Origin of the sequence: Sulfitobacter faviae (assembly GCF_029870955.1) — a bacterium.
Taxonomy (GTDB): Bacteria; Pseudomonadota; Alphaproteobacteria; order Rhodobacterales; family Rhodobacteraceae; genus Sulfitobacter; species Sulfitobacter faviae.
This window is the reverse complement of record NZ_PGFQ01000001.1, coordinates 2,236,106-2,253,654: the sequence shown is the minus strand read 5'-3', so window position 1 is coordinate 2,253,654 and position 17,549 is coordinate 2,236,106. Positions and strand designations below refer to the sequence as shown.

General features: G+C 64.0%; 17 protein-coding genes and 2 pseudogenes. 6 read left to right on the top strand and 13 right to left on the bottom strand.

Annotated elements, in window-relative coordinates; genetic code table 11:
• The first annotated feature begins 75 nt into the window (after positions 1–75).
• From modA to modC, 3 genes are read left to right on the top strand one after another with little or no spacing between them, the layout of a single operon-like run.
• Entirely contained in the window at positions 76–813 is a 738-nt protein-coding gene (gene modA / locus CUR85_RS11650; RefSeq protein WP_067267812.1) for a molybdate ABC transporter substrate-binding protein, read from the top strand.
• Positions 803–1,495, top strand: coding sequence for a molybdate ABC transporter permease subunit (modB, locus tag CUR85_RS11645; protein WP_067267810.1), 693 nt, complete (start codon positions 803–805; stop codon positions 1,493–1,495). Before modA ends, modB begins: the two co-directional genes overlap by 11 nt.
• Complete coding sequence (modC, locus tag CUR85_RS11640; RefSeq protein WP_394376106.1) at positions 1,495–2,580, top strand: molybdenum ABC transporter ATP-binding protein; 1,086 nt, start codon at positions 1,495–1,497, stop codon at positions 2,578–2,580. The genes modB and modC overlap by 1 nt, the downstream gene beginning before the upstream one ends.
• Here the strand turns inward: modC and CUR85_RS11635 are convergent, their stop codons facing one another.
• Together CUR85_RS11635 and CUR85_RS11630 are read right to left on the bottom strand one after the other, a co-directional pair.
• Positions 2,581–3,348: an EcsC family protein gene (locus tag CUR85_RS11635; protein WP_067267807.1), complete on the bottom strand. Its 768-nt coding sequence runs from the start codon at positions 3,346–3,348 to the stop codon at positions 2,581–2,583.
• A gap of 51 nt (positions 3,349–3,399) precedes the next feature.
• Positions 3,400–3,879: a GNAT family N-acetyltransferase gene (locus tag CUR85_RS11630; RefSeq protein ID WP_067267820.1), complete on the bottom strand. Its 480-nt coding sequence runs from the start codon at positions 3,877–3,879 to the stop codon at positions 3,400–3,402.
• A gap of 105 nt (positions 3,880–3,984) precedes the next feature.
• Between CUR85_RS11630 and CUR85_RS11625 the strand changes: the two genes are divergently transcribed.
• The gene (locus CUR85_RS11625; RefSeq protein WP_067267806.1) at positions 3,985–4,590 is read left to right on the top strand and encodes a flavin reductase family protein; all 606 of its coding nucleotides are present in this window, start codon (positions 3,985–3,987) and stop codon (positions 4,588–4,590) included.
• A 289-nt stretch (positions 4,591–4,879) separates the two neighbouring features.
• Here the strand turns inward: CUR85_RS11625 and CUR85_RS11620 are convergent, their stop codons facing one another.
• Positions 4,880–6,511, bottom strand: coding sequence for a SulP family inorganic anion transporter (locus tag CUR85_RS11620; RefSeq protein WP_067267804.1), 1,632 nt, complete (start codon positions 6,509–6,511; stop codon positions 4,880–4,882).
• Positions 6,512–6,777: 266 nt separating this feature from the next.
• Here CUR85_RS11620 and CUR85_RS11615 point away from each other — a divergent pair, with 266 nt between their 5' ends.
• Positions 6,778–7,650 (top strand): S-methyl-5'-thioadenosine phosphorylase, encoded by an 873-nt coding sequence (locus tag CUR85_RS11615; RefSeq protein WP_067267802.1) that lies wholly within the window; start codon positions 6,778–6,780, stop codon positions 7,648–7,650.
• A 167-nt stretch (positions 7,651–7,817) separates the two neighbouring features.
• Positions 7,818–8,348 (top strand): adenine phosphoribosyltransferase, encoded by a 531-nt coding sequence (locus tag CUR85_RS11610; protein ID WP_067267801.1) that lies wholly within the window; start codon positions 7,818–7,820, stop codon positions 8,346–8,348.
• On the opposite strand, the gene CUR85_RS11605 is transcribed toward CUR85_RS11610, so the two are convergent.
• From CUR85_RS11605 to coxB, 10 genes and pseudogenes are all read right to left on the bottom strand, one after another.
• Positions 8,345–9,760 (bottom strand): FAD-binding oxidoreductase, encoded by a 1,416-nt coding sequence (locus tag CUR85_RS11605; RefSeq protein WP_067267799.1) that lies wholly within the window; start codon positions 9,758–9,760, stop codon positions 8,345–8,347. The two genes, CUR85_RS11610 and CUR85_RS11605, sit on opposite strands and share 4 nt — an antisense overlap.
• Positions 9,761–9,895: 135 nt before the next feature.
• Positions 9,896–10,480 (bottom strand): GNAT family N-acetyltransferase, encoded by a 585-nt coding sequence (locus CUR85_RS11600; RefSeq protein ID WP_067267819.1) that lies wholly within the window; start codon positions 10,478–10,480, stop codon positions 9,896–9,898.
• Positions 10,477–11,739, bottom strand: a complete 1,263-nt coding sequence (locus tag CUR85_RS11595; protein WP_067267797.1) for a M16 family metallopeptidase — start codon at positions 11,737–11,739, stop codon at positions 10,477–10,479. Before CUR85_RS11595 ends, CUR85_RS11600 begins: the two co-directional genes overlap by 4 nt.
• A complete protein-coding gene (thrC, locus tag CUR85_RS11590) occupies positions 11,736–13,124 on the bottom strand; it encodes a threonine synthase (RefSeq protein ID WP_067267796.1) in 1,389 nt (462 codons plus the stop codon). Before thrC ends, CUR85_RS11595 begins: the two co-directional genes overlap by 4 nt.
• 4 nt (positions 13,125–13,128) lie before the next feature.
• Positions 13,129–13,815 (bottom strand): SURF1 family protein, encoded by a 687-nt coding sequence (locus CUR85_RS11585; RefSeq protein ID WP_067267794.1) that lies wholly within the window; start codon positions 13,813–13,815, stop codon positions 13,129–13,131.
• Positions 13,816–13,910: 95 nt separating this feature from the next.
• Positions 13,911–14,715: pseudogene (locus tag CUR85_RS11580) on the bottom strand (cytochrome c oxidase subunit 3).
• A gap of 35 nt (positions 14,716–14,750) precedes the next feature.
• A complete protein-coding gene (locus CUR85_RS11575) occupies positions 14,751–15,326 on the bottom strand; it encodes a cytochrome c oxidase assembly protein (RefSeq protein WP_067267790.1) in 576 nt (191 codons plus the stop codon).
• Positions 15,327–15,333: 7 nt separating this feature from the next.
• The gene (locus CUR85_RS11570; RefSeq protein WP_280322647.1) at positions 15,334–15,492 is read right to left on the bottom strand and encodes a cytochrome C oxidase assembly protein; all 159 of its coding nucleotides are present in this window, start codon (positions 15,490–15,492) and stop codon (positions 15,334–15,336) included.
• Positions 15,492–16,427 carry a heme o synthase gene (gene cyoE / locus CUR85_RS11565; protein ID WP_067267787.1) on the bottom strand — a complete coding sequence of 312 codons (936 nt, stop codon included), beginning with the start codon at positions 16,425–16,427 and terminating at the stop codon, positions 15,492–15,494. Before cyoE ends, CUR85_RS11570 begins: the two co-directional genes overlap by 1 nt.
• A gap of 60 nt (positions 16,428–16,487) precedes the next feature.
• Positions 16,488–17,404: pseudogene (gene coxB, locus CUR85_RS11560) on the bottom strand (cytochrome c oxidase subunit II).
• Positions 17,405–17,549 lie beyond the last annotated feature (145 nt).

Sequence of the window (17,549 nt, the reverse complement as noted above, 5' to 3'; positions counted from 1 at the left end):
CTTGACCCTAGCGCGGCGATCCCCGTCTGGCCATATCCCCTTGCCCCCTTTCATCGCATCAAAGATACTACCAAAATGATAAGATTTTCCGCTCTTCTGACCGTGCTTTGCAGCCTTGCCCTGCCCCTTCGGGCCGAGGCGCCCGTGACGGTCTTTGCCGCCGCCAGCCTGCGCGGCGCGTTGGAGGAGGTCACGGCGGATTTCCCCGCGCCGGTGGTGCTGTCTTACGGCGGGTCGGGCACGATGGCACGGCAAGTCGCCTCCGGAGCGCCCGCCGATGTGGTCTTGCTGGCCAATAGCGACTGGATGACATGGCTCGCGGACAAAGGCGTGGAGGGGGCAGAGACTGCGCAGATCATCGCCCGCAACCGGCTCGTTTTAATTGCCCTCGCCGACAGCGCGCCGCTGGCCGATCCCGCCGAGATGCCCGCCCGGCTTGGCCCCGAGGGGCGGCTTGCCATGGGGCAACGCGATGCCGTTCCCGCAGGCAGCTATGCCCGTGCATGGCTCACCCATGCGGGGCTTTGGCAGCGGCTGCAAAGCCGCTTGGCCGAGACCGACAATGTCCGCGCCGCATTGGCCTTGGTCGCGCGAGGCGATGCGCCGCTTGGCGTGGTCTATGCCAGCGACGCGCAGGCCGAGCCGGCGGTGCAGACCGTCTATGAGGTGCCCGCCGAGGCCCATGCCCCGATCACCTATCCCGCCGCCGCATTGACGCCCGAGGGCAAGACGCTGGTCGATTTCCTGACCACCGAGGCGGCACAGGCGATCCTTGTGGACCACGGGTTCCTTCGGGCCGATCATGGATCTTGATGCCGCCGCTTGGAGCGCGCTGTTGCTGTCGCTGCGGGTGGCCAGCGTGGCGATGCTCTGCTCCCTGCCGCTGGCGCTTTGGGTGGCGTGGATCCTCGCCCGGAAGGAGTTTCGCGGCAAAGGTGTGGTGAGCGCGCTGGTCCATCTGCCGCTGGTGCTGCCGCCGGTGGTGACGGGCTATCTGCTGCTGCTCAGCTTTGGCCGCAACGCCCCTTTGGGCCGCCTGTTAGAGAGCCTCGGCATTGGTCTTGCCTTTCATTGGACGGGCGCGGTGCTGGCCGCGCTGATCATGGGCTTCCCGCTCATGGTTCGCGCCATGCGGCTGGCGATCGAAGCGGTCGACCCCCGGATCGAAGACGCCGCCGCCACCTTGGGCGCGCCGCGCCTGAGCGTATTTTGCCGCGTCACCCTGCCGCTGATCTTTCCCGGCATCCTCGCCGGGGCGGTGATGGGCTTTGCCAAGGCGATGGGTGAATTCGGCGCCACGATCACCTTTGTCGCCAATATCCCCGGCCAGACCCAAACCCTGCCAAGCGCGATCTGGACAGCCTTGCAGGTGCCCGGCGGTGAGAACCGTGCGCTGGCGATGGCCGCGCTGGCCGGGCTGGTGGCGCTGGCCGCCGTGCTGCTCTCCGAAGCCTTGGCGCGGCGGGTCGCCAAACGCATTTCGGGGGCGCGCTGATGCTAGAGGTCACGCTGCGCCATGGGTTCGACGGCTTTGATCTGGACCTTTCTTTCACCACCCAAGGCGGAATCACCGCGCTCTTTGGCCGCTCCGGCGCGGGCAAGACGACGGTGATCAATGCGCTTGCCGGATTGCTGCGCCCCAGTGCCGGGCGCGTGGTGCTGGACGGTGAGGTGCTTTTGGATACGCAGCGCGGCATCTGGGTGCCGCCGCATCGCCGCAGGCTGGGCTATGTCTTTCAAGACGCGCGGCTTTTTCCTCATTTGGACGTACGCGGCAACCTGACCTTCGGCGCGCGCTATGCGCCCCGCGGCAGCCAAGGTGCGGGTTTTGCCGATGTCGTGGCACTTCTGGGGCTTGAGCCCCTGCTCGGCCGTGCCCCGGCAACGCTTTCAGGCGGAGAAAAACAGCGCGTCGCCCTTGGTCGCGCCCTGCTGTGCCATCCGCGCATGCTGCTGATGGACGAACCGCTGGCCAGCCTTGACGGTCCGCGCAAGCAAGAGATCCTGCCCTATCTCGAACGGCTGCGCGACGGGGGGTTGGGCCTGCCAATCCTCTACGTCAGCCACGCGGTGGACGAGATCGCCCGCCTCGCCGATCGCTTGGTGCTGCTGCAAAACGGGCGGTTGAAGGCGCAGGGCGCCCTGTTTGACGTGATGGCCGACCCCGCCGCCGTGCCGCTGCTGGGCGTGCGCGAGGCGGGCGCAGTGTTGGAGGCCGATGTCATTGCCCATGCCGAAGACGGGCTTTCGACCCTCGCCGTGCGGGCGGGGCAGTTGGAGCTTCCCGGCGTGCAAGCGCCGGTGGGCGCGCGGGTGCGGCTGCGGGTCTTGGCGCAGGATGTGATCCTGTCGCGCGCGCGGCCCGAGGGGCTGTCTTCGGTCAACATCCTGCCCGTGCGGGTCGAGGCCGTGCATCCCGGCGACGGCCCCGGTGCGGCCATCGCGCTCGACGCAGGCGGAGACCGCCTTTTGGCGCGGGTGACAGCGCGGGCGGTCCGCGACCTTGATCTGCGCGCGGGCATGAGCTGCTATGCCATCCTCAAGGCCACCACCGTAGCCCCGGGCAGCATCGGGCGCTGATCATAGTTTGGGCGGCGTCCTGCCCATTTTCTTGCGTAGGCGGGCGACCAGTTCCTCTTGCGGGATATCCGCCTCAATCGCCAGTTTGCGCAGGCCGAAATGCACATGGGCCATGTCCTGATAATAGCTGGTATAGGCATAGTTCGTCGCAGCCCCAGCCACTGCACCCAGCACCGGCACCGCCTGCGCCGCAAGCTTTTGCCCCAGCACCAGCGCCAGACGCGGCGCCACCCGGGCGATCACCGCATTCATCGCGCGGCCCGTGAGCGCCATGCGCACGGTAAGAAACCCCAGATCGGCGCTATCGTCATCCGCCAGCGGCCCGGCGGCGGTAAAGACATGCACGCAGTCGAACTGCACATTCTCCGCCGAGGGATCGAACCCATGTTCCGCCGCCACCCCTTGGATGACCCGCAACAGCAGCGTGGTGGTCACCGGCAGTTCAGCCAATGCGGTCGGCAGCCCCCCGGCCCCGCCTGCGGCGCCCATCGCGGTCGAGACGGCTTGGTTCAGCCAGCTCTGTTGGTCTTTCACATAGCTGCGGCTGGAATGGGCGGCCTGCATGGCATGGCTAAGCGCCTTCATCGTCGCCCCTTCGAGGTTGCGGCGCACCGCCCCCGGCAAACGGTCGATCAACCCATCCGCGCTGCCGCCGATGAGGTTGAGCACATGGATGCCCACGCCACCCGCCTGTTTATACCGGCGGGCGATCTCATCCAGCCGGGCATCGACATCAATGGTGCTGGGCAGGTTGCTTTCGATCTGCATGGGCGTCCCTCTTTGAGCTTAGGCTCAATGTGGGTCGCGAGCGGGGTAAAATCAATCGTGCCAGCGGCGAACCTTGCCTGTCACCCCGGCCCAAGCCCCCTCGGTCAAGGCGCGGCCCAAGATGCGCGCGGGGTTCGTGGGCGGCGGCATCTCGACACCCTGCAACAGGGCAAAGCCGAAGCGGTTGTAATAGGGCGCGTCGCCCACCAGCATCACCCGCTCCCAGCCCAGGGGGGGCGCCTGCGCAAGCGAGGTCTCGATCAGCCCCGCGCCCAGCCCTTCGCCCTGCCTTGTGGGGTGCACCGCCACCGGCCCCAGCAAAAGCGCTTTCGCCGCGCCGATGCGCACGGGCCAATAGCGGATCGCCCCGGCCAGAATCCCACCGCTATCGCGCGCCACATGGTTCAGCCCCGCCACCGGCGGCACGCCATCGCGCAGACGGTAAGACGACAGCGCCTCGCGCCCCGGCGCGAAACAGGTGTCATAGAGCGCTTCGACCTCCCAATGGTCGCCGGGCACCTCCGGGGTCATCTTGTAGGGCGTCTGATGCAAGGCCGGAGGCTTTCGGGAGCAATTGCGGGTGGCGCTGGACGTAGCATGAGGCTAGCCATGGGTGCAAACCATCAAGGAGTGTACATGTTCTATCGTCCCGAAGACGGCCATGGTCTGCCGCATAACCCGTTCAACGCCATCATCAGCCCCCGCCCGATCGGCTGGATCTCCACCCGTGATGGTGCGGGCCGCGACAACCTCGCGCCCTATTCCTTTTTCAACGCCGTCGCCTATGTGCCGCCGCAGGTGATGTTCGCCTCGACCAGCGCCAAGGAAGACGTGGACGGCACCAAGGATTCCGTGGCCAACATCCGGGAGACCGGGGTGTTCTGCGTGAACGTGGTGGAATATGCGGCGCGCGACGTGATGAACGTGAGTTCTGCCATGCTGCCTCATGGCGAGGATGAATTCGCCCGCGCCGGGATCGACAAGGCCGAGTGCGAACAGATCGCCTGTGCGCGGGTGGCCAATGCGCCCGCGAGCCTCGAGTGCAAGCTGACCCAGATCGTGCAACTGCCGGGCGAGGCGAATTTCGCGGTTTTCGGTGAGGTCGTGGGCGTGCATATGCGCGACGATTGCGTGGTCGACGGGCGGTTCGACGTGACCCGTTTCCAGCCGCTGTCGCGTTTGGGGTACCGCGATTACACAGTGGTGCGGGATGTGTTCGAATTGAAGCGGCCGGATGATTGATGAGGGCCATCGCCTGCCCGCGGGTCGGCGATGCAACGCTAGGGTCGTGCCACTTTATGGCTCAGCCGTGATGTGCCTTCTCAGTGTCACACCTAGCCTCACCAAATCGCCTACCCGGTCGCACCGGAGGTGCGCTCAGAATAATACGGCACGCCTTTGGCGTGACGGGCGGGCAGGCGATGGCCCGGCGCCTGCGGCTTGTCCCGGGCCGGCTGGCAAACTTGACCGAAAAGTTGCTGACTAAGAAGGCTACAAAAAACCCGGCACCTCTCGGCGCCGGGTTTTCCATTCAGTGTCCGCCCAGAACCCCGGTGCGCACATCGTAATCAACCGCCAATTCGTAATCGGGGTCGTCATCGCTATCGACCATCAAATGCCCCGCCTTGTTCAGCAGACGGTGACAATCCCGGCTGAGGTGGCGCAGTTGCAAGCGCTTGCCCGCGGCCTCGTATTTCGCGGCCATCGCTTCGATCGCCTGAAGCGCGGATTGGTCCACCACCCGGCTGTCGGCGAAATCGACGATCACCACCTCGGGGTCGTTCTCCACGTCGAAAAGCTCGGCAAAGCCATCGGAAGAGCCGAAGAACAGCGGCCCGTGGATCTCATATACCTTGGCCCCCTTCTCGGTCACCGATTCCCGCGTGGTCGCGTGGATGCGCCGGGCGTTGTTCCATGCATAGGCCAGCGCCGAGACGATCACGCCGACGACCACCGCCACGGCGAGGTCTTCCATCACGGTCACCACGGTCACCAGAATGATGACGAAAGCGTCCATCAGCGGCACTTTGCGCAGGATGGTCAGGGAGTTCCACGCGAAGGTGCCGATCACCACCATGAACATCACGCCCACCAGAGCGGCCAGCGGAATAAGCTCGATCACCGAGGAGCCGACGAGGATGAAGAGCAACAAGAACACCGCCGCCGCGATCCCGGCGACACGGGTGCGACCGCCGGATTTCACGTTGATCATGCTTTGCCCGATCATCGCACAGCCGCCCATGCCGCCGAAGAAACCGGTGACCGTATTGGCCACACCTTGGGCGATACATTCTTGGCTCGCGCCGCCGCGCTTGCCCGTCAGGTCACCGACGAGGTTCAGGGTCAGCAGGCTTTCAATCAGACCGATGGCAGCGAGGATGACGGCGTAAGGCAGGATGATCTCAAAGGTTTCCCAAGTCAGCGGCACCATGGGGATATGCAAGCTCGGCAAGCCACCTTGGATCGACGCCAAGTCACCCACCCGCGGCACGTCGAGGCCGAAACCGATCACCACGGCGGCAATCACGCCGATGCCCGCAAGCGGCGCGGGGATCACCTTGGTGATGCGCGGGGTGATCCAAATGATCGCCATGGTCGCAGCCACCAGCACCAGCATGAGGTAGAGCGGCTGGCCCGAAAGCCATTCACCACCGCCCACGCCATGACCGGTGTCGACCATGGTGCCCGGCACTTTGAACTGGCTCATCTGGGCGAGGAAAATCACGATGGCGAGGCCGTTGACAAAGCCCAGCATCACCGGATGCGGCACCAGCCGGATGAACTTGCCCCATTGCATGACGCCCGCGAAAATCTGCAACAGCCCCATCAACACGACGGTGGCAAAGAGGTATTCGACCCCGTGCTGCGCCACCAGCGCCACCATGACCACGGCGAGCGCCCCGGTCGCGCCCGAGATCATCCCGGGCCGCCCACCGATCAGCGCGGTGATGAGACCCACGAGAAAGGCGGCATAGAGCCCGACCAGCGGGTGCACACCGGCGACGAAGGCGAAGGCCACCGCCTCGGGCACCAGCGCCAGCGCCACGGTCAGCCCCGACAGCAGTTCGATCCGCAGCCGCCCGATGGAGAAACCGTCATCCGGCATCCAACGCAGATCGGTCACATCGAGGTTCTTGGCGAAATTGTGCAGCGTGGCGCGCATGGGGGCGTCCTTTGACTTTCGGAAAACGGATAGAGCGCCCTGACCGCGGATGCGGGGCGCTTTTGGCTGCACCTAGAGGAATTTCGCCGCAAAGAAAAGCATCTTGGCGATTGGGCCACGGAAGTTGCTGCATTGCAGAAACACTTTCACCCCCTCCCCTGACGCAGTCGTGTCTTGCTTCTCGGCAAAAACACTTGATCCCCGTGGCATTCTATGAGGTTCTTTGACCCTTACCCGCAACCATCCAAGGCACAGGCTTACCCCTCATGACAGATACGAAAATCGCCGTGATCGGCGGCTCCGGCATTTACGACATCGACGGGCTTCAGGATGCCGATTGGGTCACCGTGGAGACCCCATGGGGCGCACCCTCGGATCAAGTGCTGACCGGCACGCTGGATGGGGTCGCCATGGTCTTTCTGCCACGCCATGGCCGCGGGCATGTGCATACGCCAACCTCCGTCCCCTACCGCGCGAATATCGACGCGCTGAAACGGCTGGGCTGCACGGATGTGATCAGCGTCTCGGCCTGCGGGTCGTTCCGCGAGGAGATGGCCCCGGGCGACTTCGTGATCGTCGACCAATTCATCGACCGCACCATGGCGCGCGAGAAGAGCTTCTTCGGCCCCGGCTGCGTGGCCCATGTCTCGGTCGCCCATCCCACCTGTCCGCGCTTGGGGGACGCCTGCGAGACCGCAGCACGAGACGCGGGCATCAACGTGCACCGGGGCGGCACCTATCTGGCGATGGAGGGGCCCCAGTTCTCAACGCTTGCGGAATCCAAGATGTACCGCGACAGCTGGGGGGCGGATGTGATCGGCATGACCAATATGCCCGAGGCGAAACTCGCCCGCGAGGCGGAGCTTTGCTATGCCAGTGTCGCAATGATCACCGATTACGACAGCTGGCACCCGGACCACGGCGAGGTGGATGTGACGCAGATCATCGCCACGCTGATGGGCAACGCCGACAAGGGCCGCGCCATGGTCTCGCGCCTGCCCGCGCTTCTGGGGGCCGCGCGCGCGCCCTGCCCGCACGGCTGTGACCGGGCGCTGGAATTTGCGATCCTGACCCAGCCGGATGCGCGCGATCCGGAACTGCTGGCCAAGCTGGATGCGGTGGCGGGGCGGATGCTTTGACCGCAGGCGGCGGCTCTGCTTGGCGGAGGGCGGAAGGTATTTAAGAAAGGATGAAGGGAGGGGGTTGGCGCCCCTTCTTGGATGTTGTGCGGCGGGCGCAGATGGGGGGTTCGCCCGGGCGGCGCGTTGCGCTAAGACGGGTCCGGTCAAACACGCGGAAGGGCGGCATGAAACAGGTTCAGGACTATATTCGCACGATCGTAGATTTTCCCCATGAGGGGATCATGTTTCGTGACGTGACAACGCTTTTTGCCGATCCGCGCGGGTTTCGCATGGCGATCGACCAGATGCTGCACCCCTATGCGGGGATTGCGATTGATAAGGTCGTGGGGCTGGAGGCGCGTGGCTTTATTCTTGGCGGGGCGATTGCGCATCAGTTGAGCGTGGGTTTCGTGCCGATCCGCAAGAAGGGCAAGCTCCCCGGCACGGTGATCAGTCAGGACTATCAGCTTGAATATGGCGAGGCCATTGTCGAGCTGCATGACGATGCGATCAAACCGGGCGAGAAGGTTCTGGTTGTGGATGATCTTTTGGCCACCGGCGGCACGGCGGAGGCTGGGATCAAGCTGATTGAGCGTTTGGGCGGCGAAATCGTTTCTTGCGCCTTTATCATTGATCTGCCCGAGTTGGGCGGGCGCAAGCGGTTGGAAGCGCTTGGCAAAGAGGTCCATGCGCTCTGCGCTTTCGACGGGCTTTAAGCCCTTAGGACGGCGCCGGGGTTCATGATGCCTTGGGGGTCGAGCGCCGTTTTGATGGCGCGCATGGCGGTGAGTTTGGCGGGGTCGCCGTAGCGTTCGAGGTCGTCTACCTTGATGCGGCCCACGCCATGTTCCGCGCTGAACGACCCGCCGAGGTCGTGGACGAGGTCGTGCACCAGACGTTTCACGGCGTCGCGCTTGTCTTCGTAATCGGCGCGGCTTTTGCCCTTTGCGGGGAAGACGTTGTAGTGCAGGTTGCCGTCTCCGACATGGCCGAAACAGTTGATGCGGAAGTCGCCAAGCGCCAAGAGCGCATCGGTGGCGCGGGTGATGAATTCGGGGATCGCGCCGAGGGGCACCGAAATGTCGTGGCTGGAAACCGAGCCGATCAGGCGGTTGGCCTCGGGGATGGTTTCGCGGATGGCCCAGAAGTCTTGGGCCTGTTGGGCGTTCTGGGCGATAAGTCCGTCGGAGACGAGGCCGGCGTCGAGGGCTGCAGCGAAGAGGGCCTCTAGGGCGGCGTCGGTATCGATCTCTCCGGGGGTGCCGATGTCGATCAGGACGCACCATTGCGGGGTTTCGGCGAAGGGTTGGCGGATGTTGGGCAGGGTTTCGTTAAGGAAATCGAAACCTCTTCGGTGCATCAATTCGAAAGCGCTGATCATTTCGCCCAAGTGGTCGCGCGCGAGGGAGAGGAGCGCCAATGCGGCGGCGGGGCTCTCGACCACCATGAGTGCGGTGCCACTGCGGGCGGGGCGGGCGTAGAGCTTGAGGGCCGCGGCGGTGATCACGCCGAGGGTGCCTTCGGCGCCGATCAGCAGGTTGCGCAGATCGTAGCCGGTGTTGTTTTTGCGCAGGCGGGTCAGGCCATGCCAGATTTGGCCATCAGGCAGGACGGCTTCGAGGCCGAGACAGAGGTCGCGGGCGTTGCCGTAGCGCAGCACGCCGGTGCCGCCTGCGTTTGTCGAAAGCGTGCCGCCGATGCGCGCGGTTCCTTCGGCGGCGAGGGATAGGGGGAAGAGGCGGTTTACCTCTTCGGCGGCGGTTTGGACATCGGCGAGGATCGTGCCTGCTTCGGCAACCAATAAGTTCTCTTCGGGCAGGACGGCTCGGATGCGATTCATGCGTTCGAGGGAGAGGATGAGAGGCGCCAGGCCATCGCTGCTGATCTGGCCGCCAACAAGGCCGGTGCCGCCGCCATAGGGCACGACTGGCACGCGGGCGGCATGGGCGGCGCGGATCAGGGTGGCGACCTCTTCGGTGCTGCGCGGCAGGGCCAAAACGCCCCCCTGGCCCGCGTAGCGGCCGCGGGGTTCTTCGAGGTAGCGCTGCTCTGGGTCGCGCAGCACATCGTCTGGCAGTTGCGCGCGCAGGGTGTCGGTGAAGGCGGTGTCGGCGGGGTTCAATGTCATGGGCCTTTGATCCTGCGCGTGGCGCGCGGATGCAAGGGCAAAGCGTCGGAACGGCTGGGAGAATGCGGGGCATGAGGCGGGGCGATCATGCCCCGGCGATGCTTATGTTGTCAGCGAAGCGTTTCGCGTTGGGGCTTAGCCTACGTCCGTGCGGCCCCGCCGGTCCTTGCGCAGGGAGGCGTAGAGCACATGGGTCCGCCAGCGGCCATCGATTTGCAGATAGCTCTGCGCAACGCCTTCGTATTTGAAGCCCGCCTTTTCGAGCAGGCCGCGGGAGGCTTGGTTTTCCGGCAGGCAGGCGGCCTCAATGCGCGACAGGTCGAGCCGGGTGAAGGCCTGATGCACCGTCGCTTCGATCGCCTCGCGCATGTAGCCTTGGCGGGCGAAGGGTTCGCCCGTCCAATAGCCCAAGGTGCCGGATTGGGCCGGCCCGCGGCGGATGTTGTCGAGGGTGATCGCACCGACGAGGTTTTGATCGCTGCGCCGGATCAGGAAGAGCGGCATGGCGTTGCCTGAGGAGACCGAGCGCTGCGCCCAGTAGACACGGTTGGTGAAAGCCTTGCGGGTCAAGTGATCCTCGGCCCATGTCGGCTCCCACGGGCGCAGGTAGTCGTTGCTGGCGCGGCGCAGGGCCGCCCAGGCGCGGAAGTCGGCGTGGATCGGCGGGCGCAGGGTCAGCCGTTCCGTCTCTATCCGCAGTTTGCGTCGCCCCAGCATCAGGCGGCGCGTCGGTTGTGAAGGTCGTCCAGCGTCGGGGCGGCATCGACCGGACCGTAGAGCGCGAGAGCCGCAGGGGCTTGTGTGGCCATGCGTTCGGCGAAATCGCGCACGTCGCCGGTGGTCACCGCGTCTATCTGCGCGACTGTTTCTTCCAGCGGCGGCACGCGGTCCCAGATCTGGATCAGACGGGCAAGTCGTTCGGCACGGTTGGAGGGGCTTTCGAGCCCCATGAGCAGCCCGGCCTTCATCTGCGCACGGGCGCGGGCGACTTCGGCAGGCGACATGTCGGCGGCCGCGCGTTTCATCTCGTCGATGGTGATATTGGCCAGTTCGGGCAGTTGTTCGGCGCTGGTGCCGGCGTAGATCGTGGTCATGCCCGTGTCGGCATAGGCGCCGGCTTGGGCGAAGATCGTATAGCAAAGGCCGCGATTCTCACGAATCTCTTGGAACAGGCGCGAGGACATGCCGCCGCCCAAGGCCGAGGCATAGATCTGGGCGATGTAGATGTCGTCGGAGCGGTACCCGGGGCTCTCAAAGCCAAGCGCGAAATGGGCCTGTTCCAACTGTTTGACCTGTCGATATTCGCCGCCGCCGAAACGGGCGCTGTCGATCTGGTAGAGCGTCTTGGCGGGCATGTCGCCAAAGAGGCTTTCGGCGAGTTTGACGATTCTGTCATGGTCCACCGCACCGGCCGCCGAAAGGATCATCTGCTCGGGCCCGTAGTGATCGGCGATGAACCGTTGCAAGTCGTCACGCGAGAAGGCCGAGACCCGCTCGCTTGGCCCAAGGATCGTGCGACCGATGGGCTGATCCGGGTAGGCCTGCTCTTGCAGCCAGTCGAAAATCACATCGTCGGGCGTGTCGAGCGCTTGGCCGATCTCTTGCAGGATCACGCCGCGTTCGACTTCAACCTCCGAAGGGTCTAGCACCGGGTTGCGCAGAATGTCGGCAATCACGTCGAGGCCGAGCGCCACATCGTTTTCCAGCACGCGGGCATAATAGGCGGTGACTTCGCGCGAGGTATAGGCGTTGATATAGCCGCCCACATCCTCAATCGCCTCGGCGATTTGCAACGAGGAGCGGGTCGCGGTGCCTTTGAACGCCATATGTTCGAGGAAATGCGCGATGCCGTTTTGCTGCGGCGTCTCGTGGCGCGCGCCTGCGTTGACCCAGACGCCGATGGCGGAGGAGGCAAGCCCCTCCATATGTTCGGTGACGATGCGAAAGCCGTTGGGCAATGTGGTCTGTTGTAGGCTCACGCGGAGAGGTTTCCTTTGATATGCGCCTTGAGCGCGTCGAGGTCGTTGGACAGCCGGGTGAAACGTTCTTCCCGGTCGAAAAGGTCCGCCATGCGGGGCGGCAGGCCCGGGCGGATGCCAGTGGCGGCTTCGACCGCGTCGGGGAATTTTGCCGGATGGGCGGTGGCGAGCGTGACCATCGGCGTTGCCGGATCGCGCAGATCATCCGCGACTTTCACACCGACAGCGGAATGCGGGCAAAGCAGCTCGCCGGTGGTGCGGCGGCGGTCGGCGATGGTGGCGGTGGTTTCCTCTTCGGAGACGCGGCCCGAGCGGTAGATGTCTTGCAGCGCTTGCATCGCCCCTTGAGAGACGTCGAAACCGCCCTGCCCCAACTCGTCCATCAACTGCGCCACGGCACCGGCGTCGCGGTCATAGGCGTCAAAGAGGGCGCGTTCGAAATTCGAGGAGACCTGAATGTCCATCGAGGGGCTGATCGAGGGGGTCACGCTCCCCTTATGATAGCCTTGGCCCGAGAGGCAGCGGTGCAGGATGTCGTTCTGGTTGGTGGCGACGACCAGATCGGCGATGGGCAGGCCCATGCGCTTGGCGATATAGCCCGCGAAGATGTCGCCGAAATTGCCGGTGGGCACGGTGAAGCTGACCTCACGCAGGGGCGCGCCAAGGCTGGTGGCGGCGGTGAAGTAATAGACCACCTGCGCCAGCACCCGGCCCCAGTTGATCGAGTTCACGCCCGCCAGCCGCACGGAATCGCGGAAGTCGAAATCGTTGAACATGTCCTTAAGGCGCGCTTGGCAATCGTCGAAATCACCGTCGATGGCCAGCGCGTGCACGTTGGATTCCGCAGGCGTGGTCATCTGGCGGCGCTGCACGTCAGACACCCGGCCATGGGGGTAAAGGATGAAGACATCGACATTGTCGAGCCCCTTGAAGGCTTCGATCGCGGCGGAGCCGGTGTCACCCGAGGTGGCGCCCACGATGGTCACCCGCTCGCCCTTGCGGCCCAAGGCGGCTTGGAACATCTGGCCGATGAGCTGCATGGCGAAGTCTTTGAACGCCAGTGTCGGCCCGTGGAAGAGTTCCAGCAGGAAGTGGTTCGGGGCGAGTTGCACCATCGGCGCGCGGGCGGAGTGGCCGAAGCCTGCGTAAGCGCGGGCGATGATGGCGCGGAATTCGTCGTCGGTGAAAGTGTCACCGATGAAGGGGCGCATGACGGTGAAGGCCACCTCTTCGTAGCTTTGGCCCTGCATGGCCGCGATCTGTTCCGCGCTCAGCGTCGGGATCGTTTCGGGGACGTAGAGGCCGCCGTCACGGGCAAGGCCGGTCAGCATCGCCTCTTCGAAGGACAGAACAGGGGCGGAGCCACGGGTAGAGATATAGCGCATAGGGTCAGTCGACTTTCGGCGTTGCAGGGGCGCGGCGGCGGCGCAGGAAAAGGACGGTCATCGCCAGCCAGATGGCGGCGAGGGAAAACCAGGTGATCGCATATTGCAAGTGATCGTTGGGGATGCGGGCGGTATCGACGGGCAGCGGGGTGATCTTTGGGTCCGGCCCGGTGCCTTCGCGCATGACAATCAAAAGCGGTTCGGTGTCGAGGGTTTCGGCCATGAGTTCAACATCGCGGGCGAACCAGATGTTGCGATCCATGTCGGCCTCGGGCGTGAAACTGTCGACTTCCTGAGGCCATTGCAGGTTGCCGGTCAGGGTGGCGGTGCCTGCGGGGGCGATAGCGTCTTTGTTCGATGTGGCGGTAAAGCCGAGGTCGATGAGCACGCGCCGCCCGCTTTCCAGCGCCATAGGCGCGATGACGCGGTAGCCCGCCCCTTTCTGCTTTTGGCTGACCAGCACATGCAGCGCCTGCGCCCCGATCTCTCCGCTGACGGTGACGGGCAGATAGGCGTCGGCCTCCGGGTCAGGATCGGCGGGCAAGGCGACGGGCGCGGCGGCGATGCGGTTGTTGATGTCGGCGATGATCGCCTCTTTCCACGCCAGCCGCTGCACCTGCCAGACCCCGAGTGCGACGAGGATGGCTGCCCCGCCAAGGCCGACGATGATGAAGAACAGGCTGCGCCGCATTCGAATCTCTCTGGCTGAAACGACAAACGCGCGAAGAGGGCTTCGCGCGTTTGGGTTTTACGGGTGTGGGGCGCGGATGCAACCCCGCCCTATGGTCAGGGCTGGCCCCACATGTAGACGGCGAAGAAGAGGAACAGCCAGACCACGTCAACGAAGTGCCAGTACCACGCTGCCGCCTCGAAGCCGACATGGCGTTCGGGGTGAAGTGGCCGCGCATGGCGCGCAGCAGGCAGACGAAGAGGAAGATCGTGCCGATGATCACGTGGAAACCGTGGAAGCCGGTCGCCATGAAGAAGCTGGAGAAATACATGTCGCCGCCGAATGTCCAATCGTCATGGACCAGCAGCTCGTAGTATTCGTAGGCTTGCAGCGCGGTGAAGAGCACGCCGAGGATCACCGCGATGGTCAGGCCCGAGATCAGGTCTTTGCGGTTGTTCTCATGCGCCAGCGCGTGGTGCGCCCATGTCACGGCACAGCCCGACAGCAGCAGGACCAGCGTGTTGATCAGCGGCAGGTGGAAAGCGTCAACCGCGTGAATCTCGGGCTGGACGTATTCCGTGCCGACATATTCATACATCGGGTAGAGGGCCTGTTTGAAGAAGGACCAGAACCACGCGACGAAGAACATCACTTCAGACATGATGAAGAGGATGAAGCCATAGCGCAGGCCGATCCGCACCACGCCGGTGTGATCGCCCACTTCGCTTTCCGAGACGACTTCGGCCCACCAGCCGAACATGACGTAGAGGGTGGCGACCAGACCGCCCAAGAAGACGAAGGGCGTCATCCCGTGCATCCACATGACGGCACCCGCCAGCATGACAAATCCGCCTACCGACCCCAGCAGCGGCCAGGTCGAGGGGGGAGAATATGGTAGTCGTGGTTTTTTGCATGGGCCATGGTTGCGGGTCCCTCACCTTTGTTCAATCAGGTCGTTAATTGGTTGTTGTGGCGCTGACCTGATCAAGGGCGGCATAGCCCTCGGGCAGGTCAATTTCGTAGAATGTATAGGACAGAGTGATGGTATGTACAAACTTCCCATCACGGTCTTCGACCATTTCCGGGTCGACGAAGAAGCTCACCGGCATCTGCACACGCTCGCCCGGGGCCAGCACCTGTTCGGTAAAGCAAAAGCAGTCGATCTTCTCGAAGAAGGCCCCGGCGGTATAGGGGGTGACGTTATAGCTCGCCTGCCCTGCCACCGGTTTGTCGGTCGGGTTGTAAGCCTCGTAGAAGGCCAACCCGGTCTCGCCGATGCGGACTTCCATTTCGCGCACCACGGGTTTGAACTCCCACGGCATGCCGTCATTGAGGGAGCCGTCGAACCGCACCTTGACCGTCTGATCCAGCACATCGGCGCTGGCGGCAGAGACCTGCCCCGGCGTGCCGCCAAAGCCGGTGACGCGGCAGAACCAGTCGTAAAACGGCACCGACGCCCAGGCGAGCCCGCCCATGAGCACCACCACGCCGACGGTTTGCATCACTGTTTTCTGAGGACCGGAAAGCGCCATTACTGTGTCACCTCGCGTTGCTCCGGGGGAGTTCGAAATCGGTCTGGGTGATCTTGACGTAGGTCAGCGCCATGATCAGCACCACGAAGGCGCCCAGCATCAGGCCCACGCCGATGTTGCGGCCACGGCGGCGGTCGTGCAGCTCATGCTCGGGTCGGATGCCCATTACCAGCCTCCCAAGCCAAAGGTGCGCAGGGCCGCTTCGCCCAAGATCGCGCCGAAGTGCAAGAAGAGATAGGCCAGCGACAGGCGGAAGAACTTGCGCTCTTCGGCATAGTCGTCACCCTCGGCCATGACCTCATCCCGCTTCCAGATGCGGTAGGCGCCCAAGAGGAAGGCCGCGTTCAGCACCAGCGCCACGGCGAAATAGAAGATGCCGCCGATGGCCGTGAAGGCCGTACCAATGGCCAGAGCAGCCAGAAGGACGGTGTAGACGAAGATATGCAGCCGCGTGGCCGGGCGGCCATGGGTCACGGTCAGCATCGGCACCTTGGCGTCGTCGTAGTCCGAGCGCATGAAGAGCGCCAGCGCCCAGAAATGCGGCGGTGTCCACATGAAGATCAGCGCGAACATCAGCCATGCCTCGACCGAGAAGCTGCCCGTGGCGGCGACCCAGCCGATCACCGGTGGGAAGGCCCCCGCGGCGCCGCCGATGACGATGTTCTGCGGCGTCAGACGCTTGAGCCACATGGTATAGAAAACGGCATAGAAAAGGATGGTGAAGAGCAGCATCCCGCCCGCCAGCAGGTTGGTCGCCAGTGCCAGCATCATCACCGACAGACCCGAGAGCGCAACGCCAAGCGTCAGCGCCTCACCGGGCTGGACCCGGCCCGAGGGGATCGGGCGCCCGCGCGTGCGGCGCATCACCGCGTCGATATCGGCGTCCCACCACATATTCAGCGCGCCCGAGGCACCGCCGCCGATGGCGATGAACAAGATCGCGCAAAAGCCGATGACGGGATTGACCGAAACCGGCGCGGCCAACAGCCCCACGAAGGCCGTGAAGACGACCAGCGACATGACGCGCGGCTTCAGCAGGGCGAAGTAATCCCCCAGCTGCGCGTCGTATTCACTTGTTGGCGTATTGGTGATGTCAGTCATCCCGAACCTTCCAAGGGTAAACACGGGGCACGGGCCTGCGCCCTGCCCCGTGGAACTGGCTTACTTAGAGGCGACGGTCAGCGGCTGTTCGATGCCAGCATATTCCGCCTTGGCGTTGCCAAGCCATTCCGCATAGGCCTCTTCCGAAACCACTTTGACGGTGATCGGCATATAGGCGTGGGCCTGACCGCAAAGCTCGGAACATTGGCCAAAGTAGACGCCCTCTTGCTCGGCGGTGAACCACAGTTCGGCCAGACGGCCCGGCACGCCATCCTGTTTCACGCCGAAGGCGGGGATTGTCCAAGAGTGGATCACGTCGCTGGCGGTCACCTGCACGACGATGGTCTTGCCCACGGGGATCACGACGGATGTGTCGGTGGCCAGCAGGAAGTCGTCGCGGCTGTAGCCTTCGTCTTCGAGCTTGGCGACCATCGCGTCATCCAGCACGAAGGGGTCACGTCCTCATCGCCGTCGCCCAGCGTCGCCGGGGCGCCGATCATGTAGCTGTCAAAGGCGATCTCTTCGTCGACATATTCATAGGTCCAGTACCACTGGTTGCCGATGGCCTTGATCGTGATGTCCGCCTCGGGGATTTCCTGCTGGCGGAACAGGATCGGCAGCGAATAGGCACCGATCAGCACAAGAATGAGAATCGGCCCGATGGTCCAAGCGATCTCGATCGGGGTGTGGTGGGTGAAGGACGAGGGGTTCGGGTTCCGCTTTTTGTTGTAGCGGATCATGACCCAGACGATCAGACCCGTCACGAAGACGGTGATCGCCGTGATGATCACGAGAATCAGGTAATCGAGATCGTGGATATCCCGCGCCAATTCGGTAACGGCGGGTTGAAAGCCTGTCTCGCCGTCAACAGGTCTGCCGATGACATCAAGCCCGTCAATGCGCAGGCTGTCCTGTGCCAATGCAGGCAGGGCGGCAAGGCTGGTCAAAAGACCGGAAAGGGGGAGTAGATGTTTCATATGTCGTCCTGATCTTGTGACCATTAAGAAGCCGATAAGCACCCCAAACCGCGGCTGCGATCCGGTGCCGTTGTAATCCTGGGTGCTTACAATCATATTCTGCCTACAAGATAAAGTCACATGCTTGCGTCATAGAGCCGCGCGA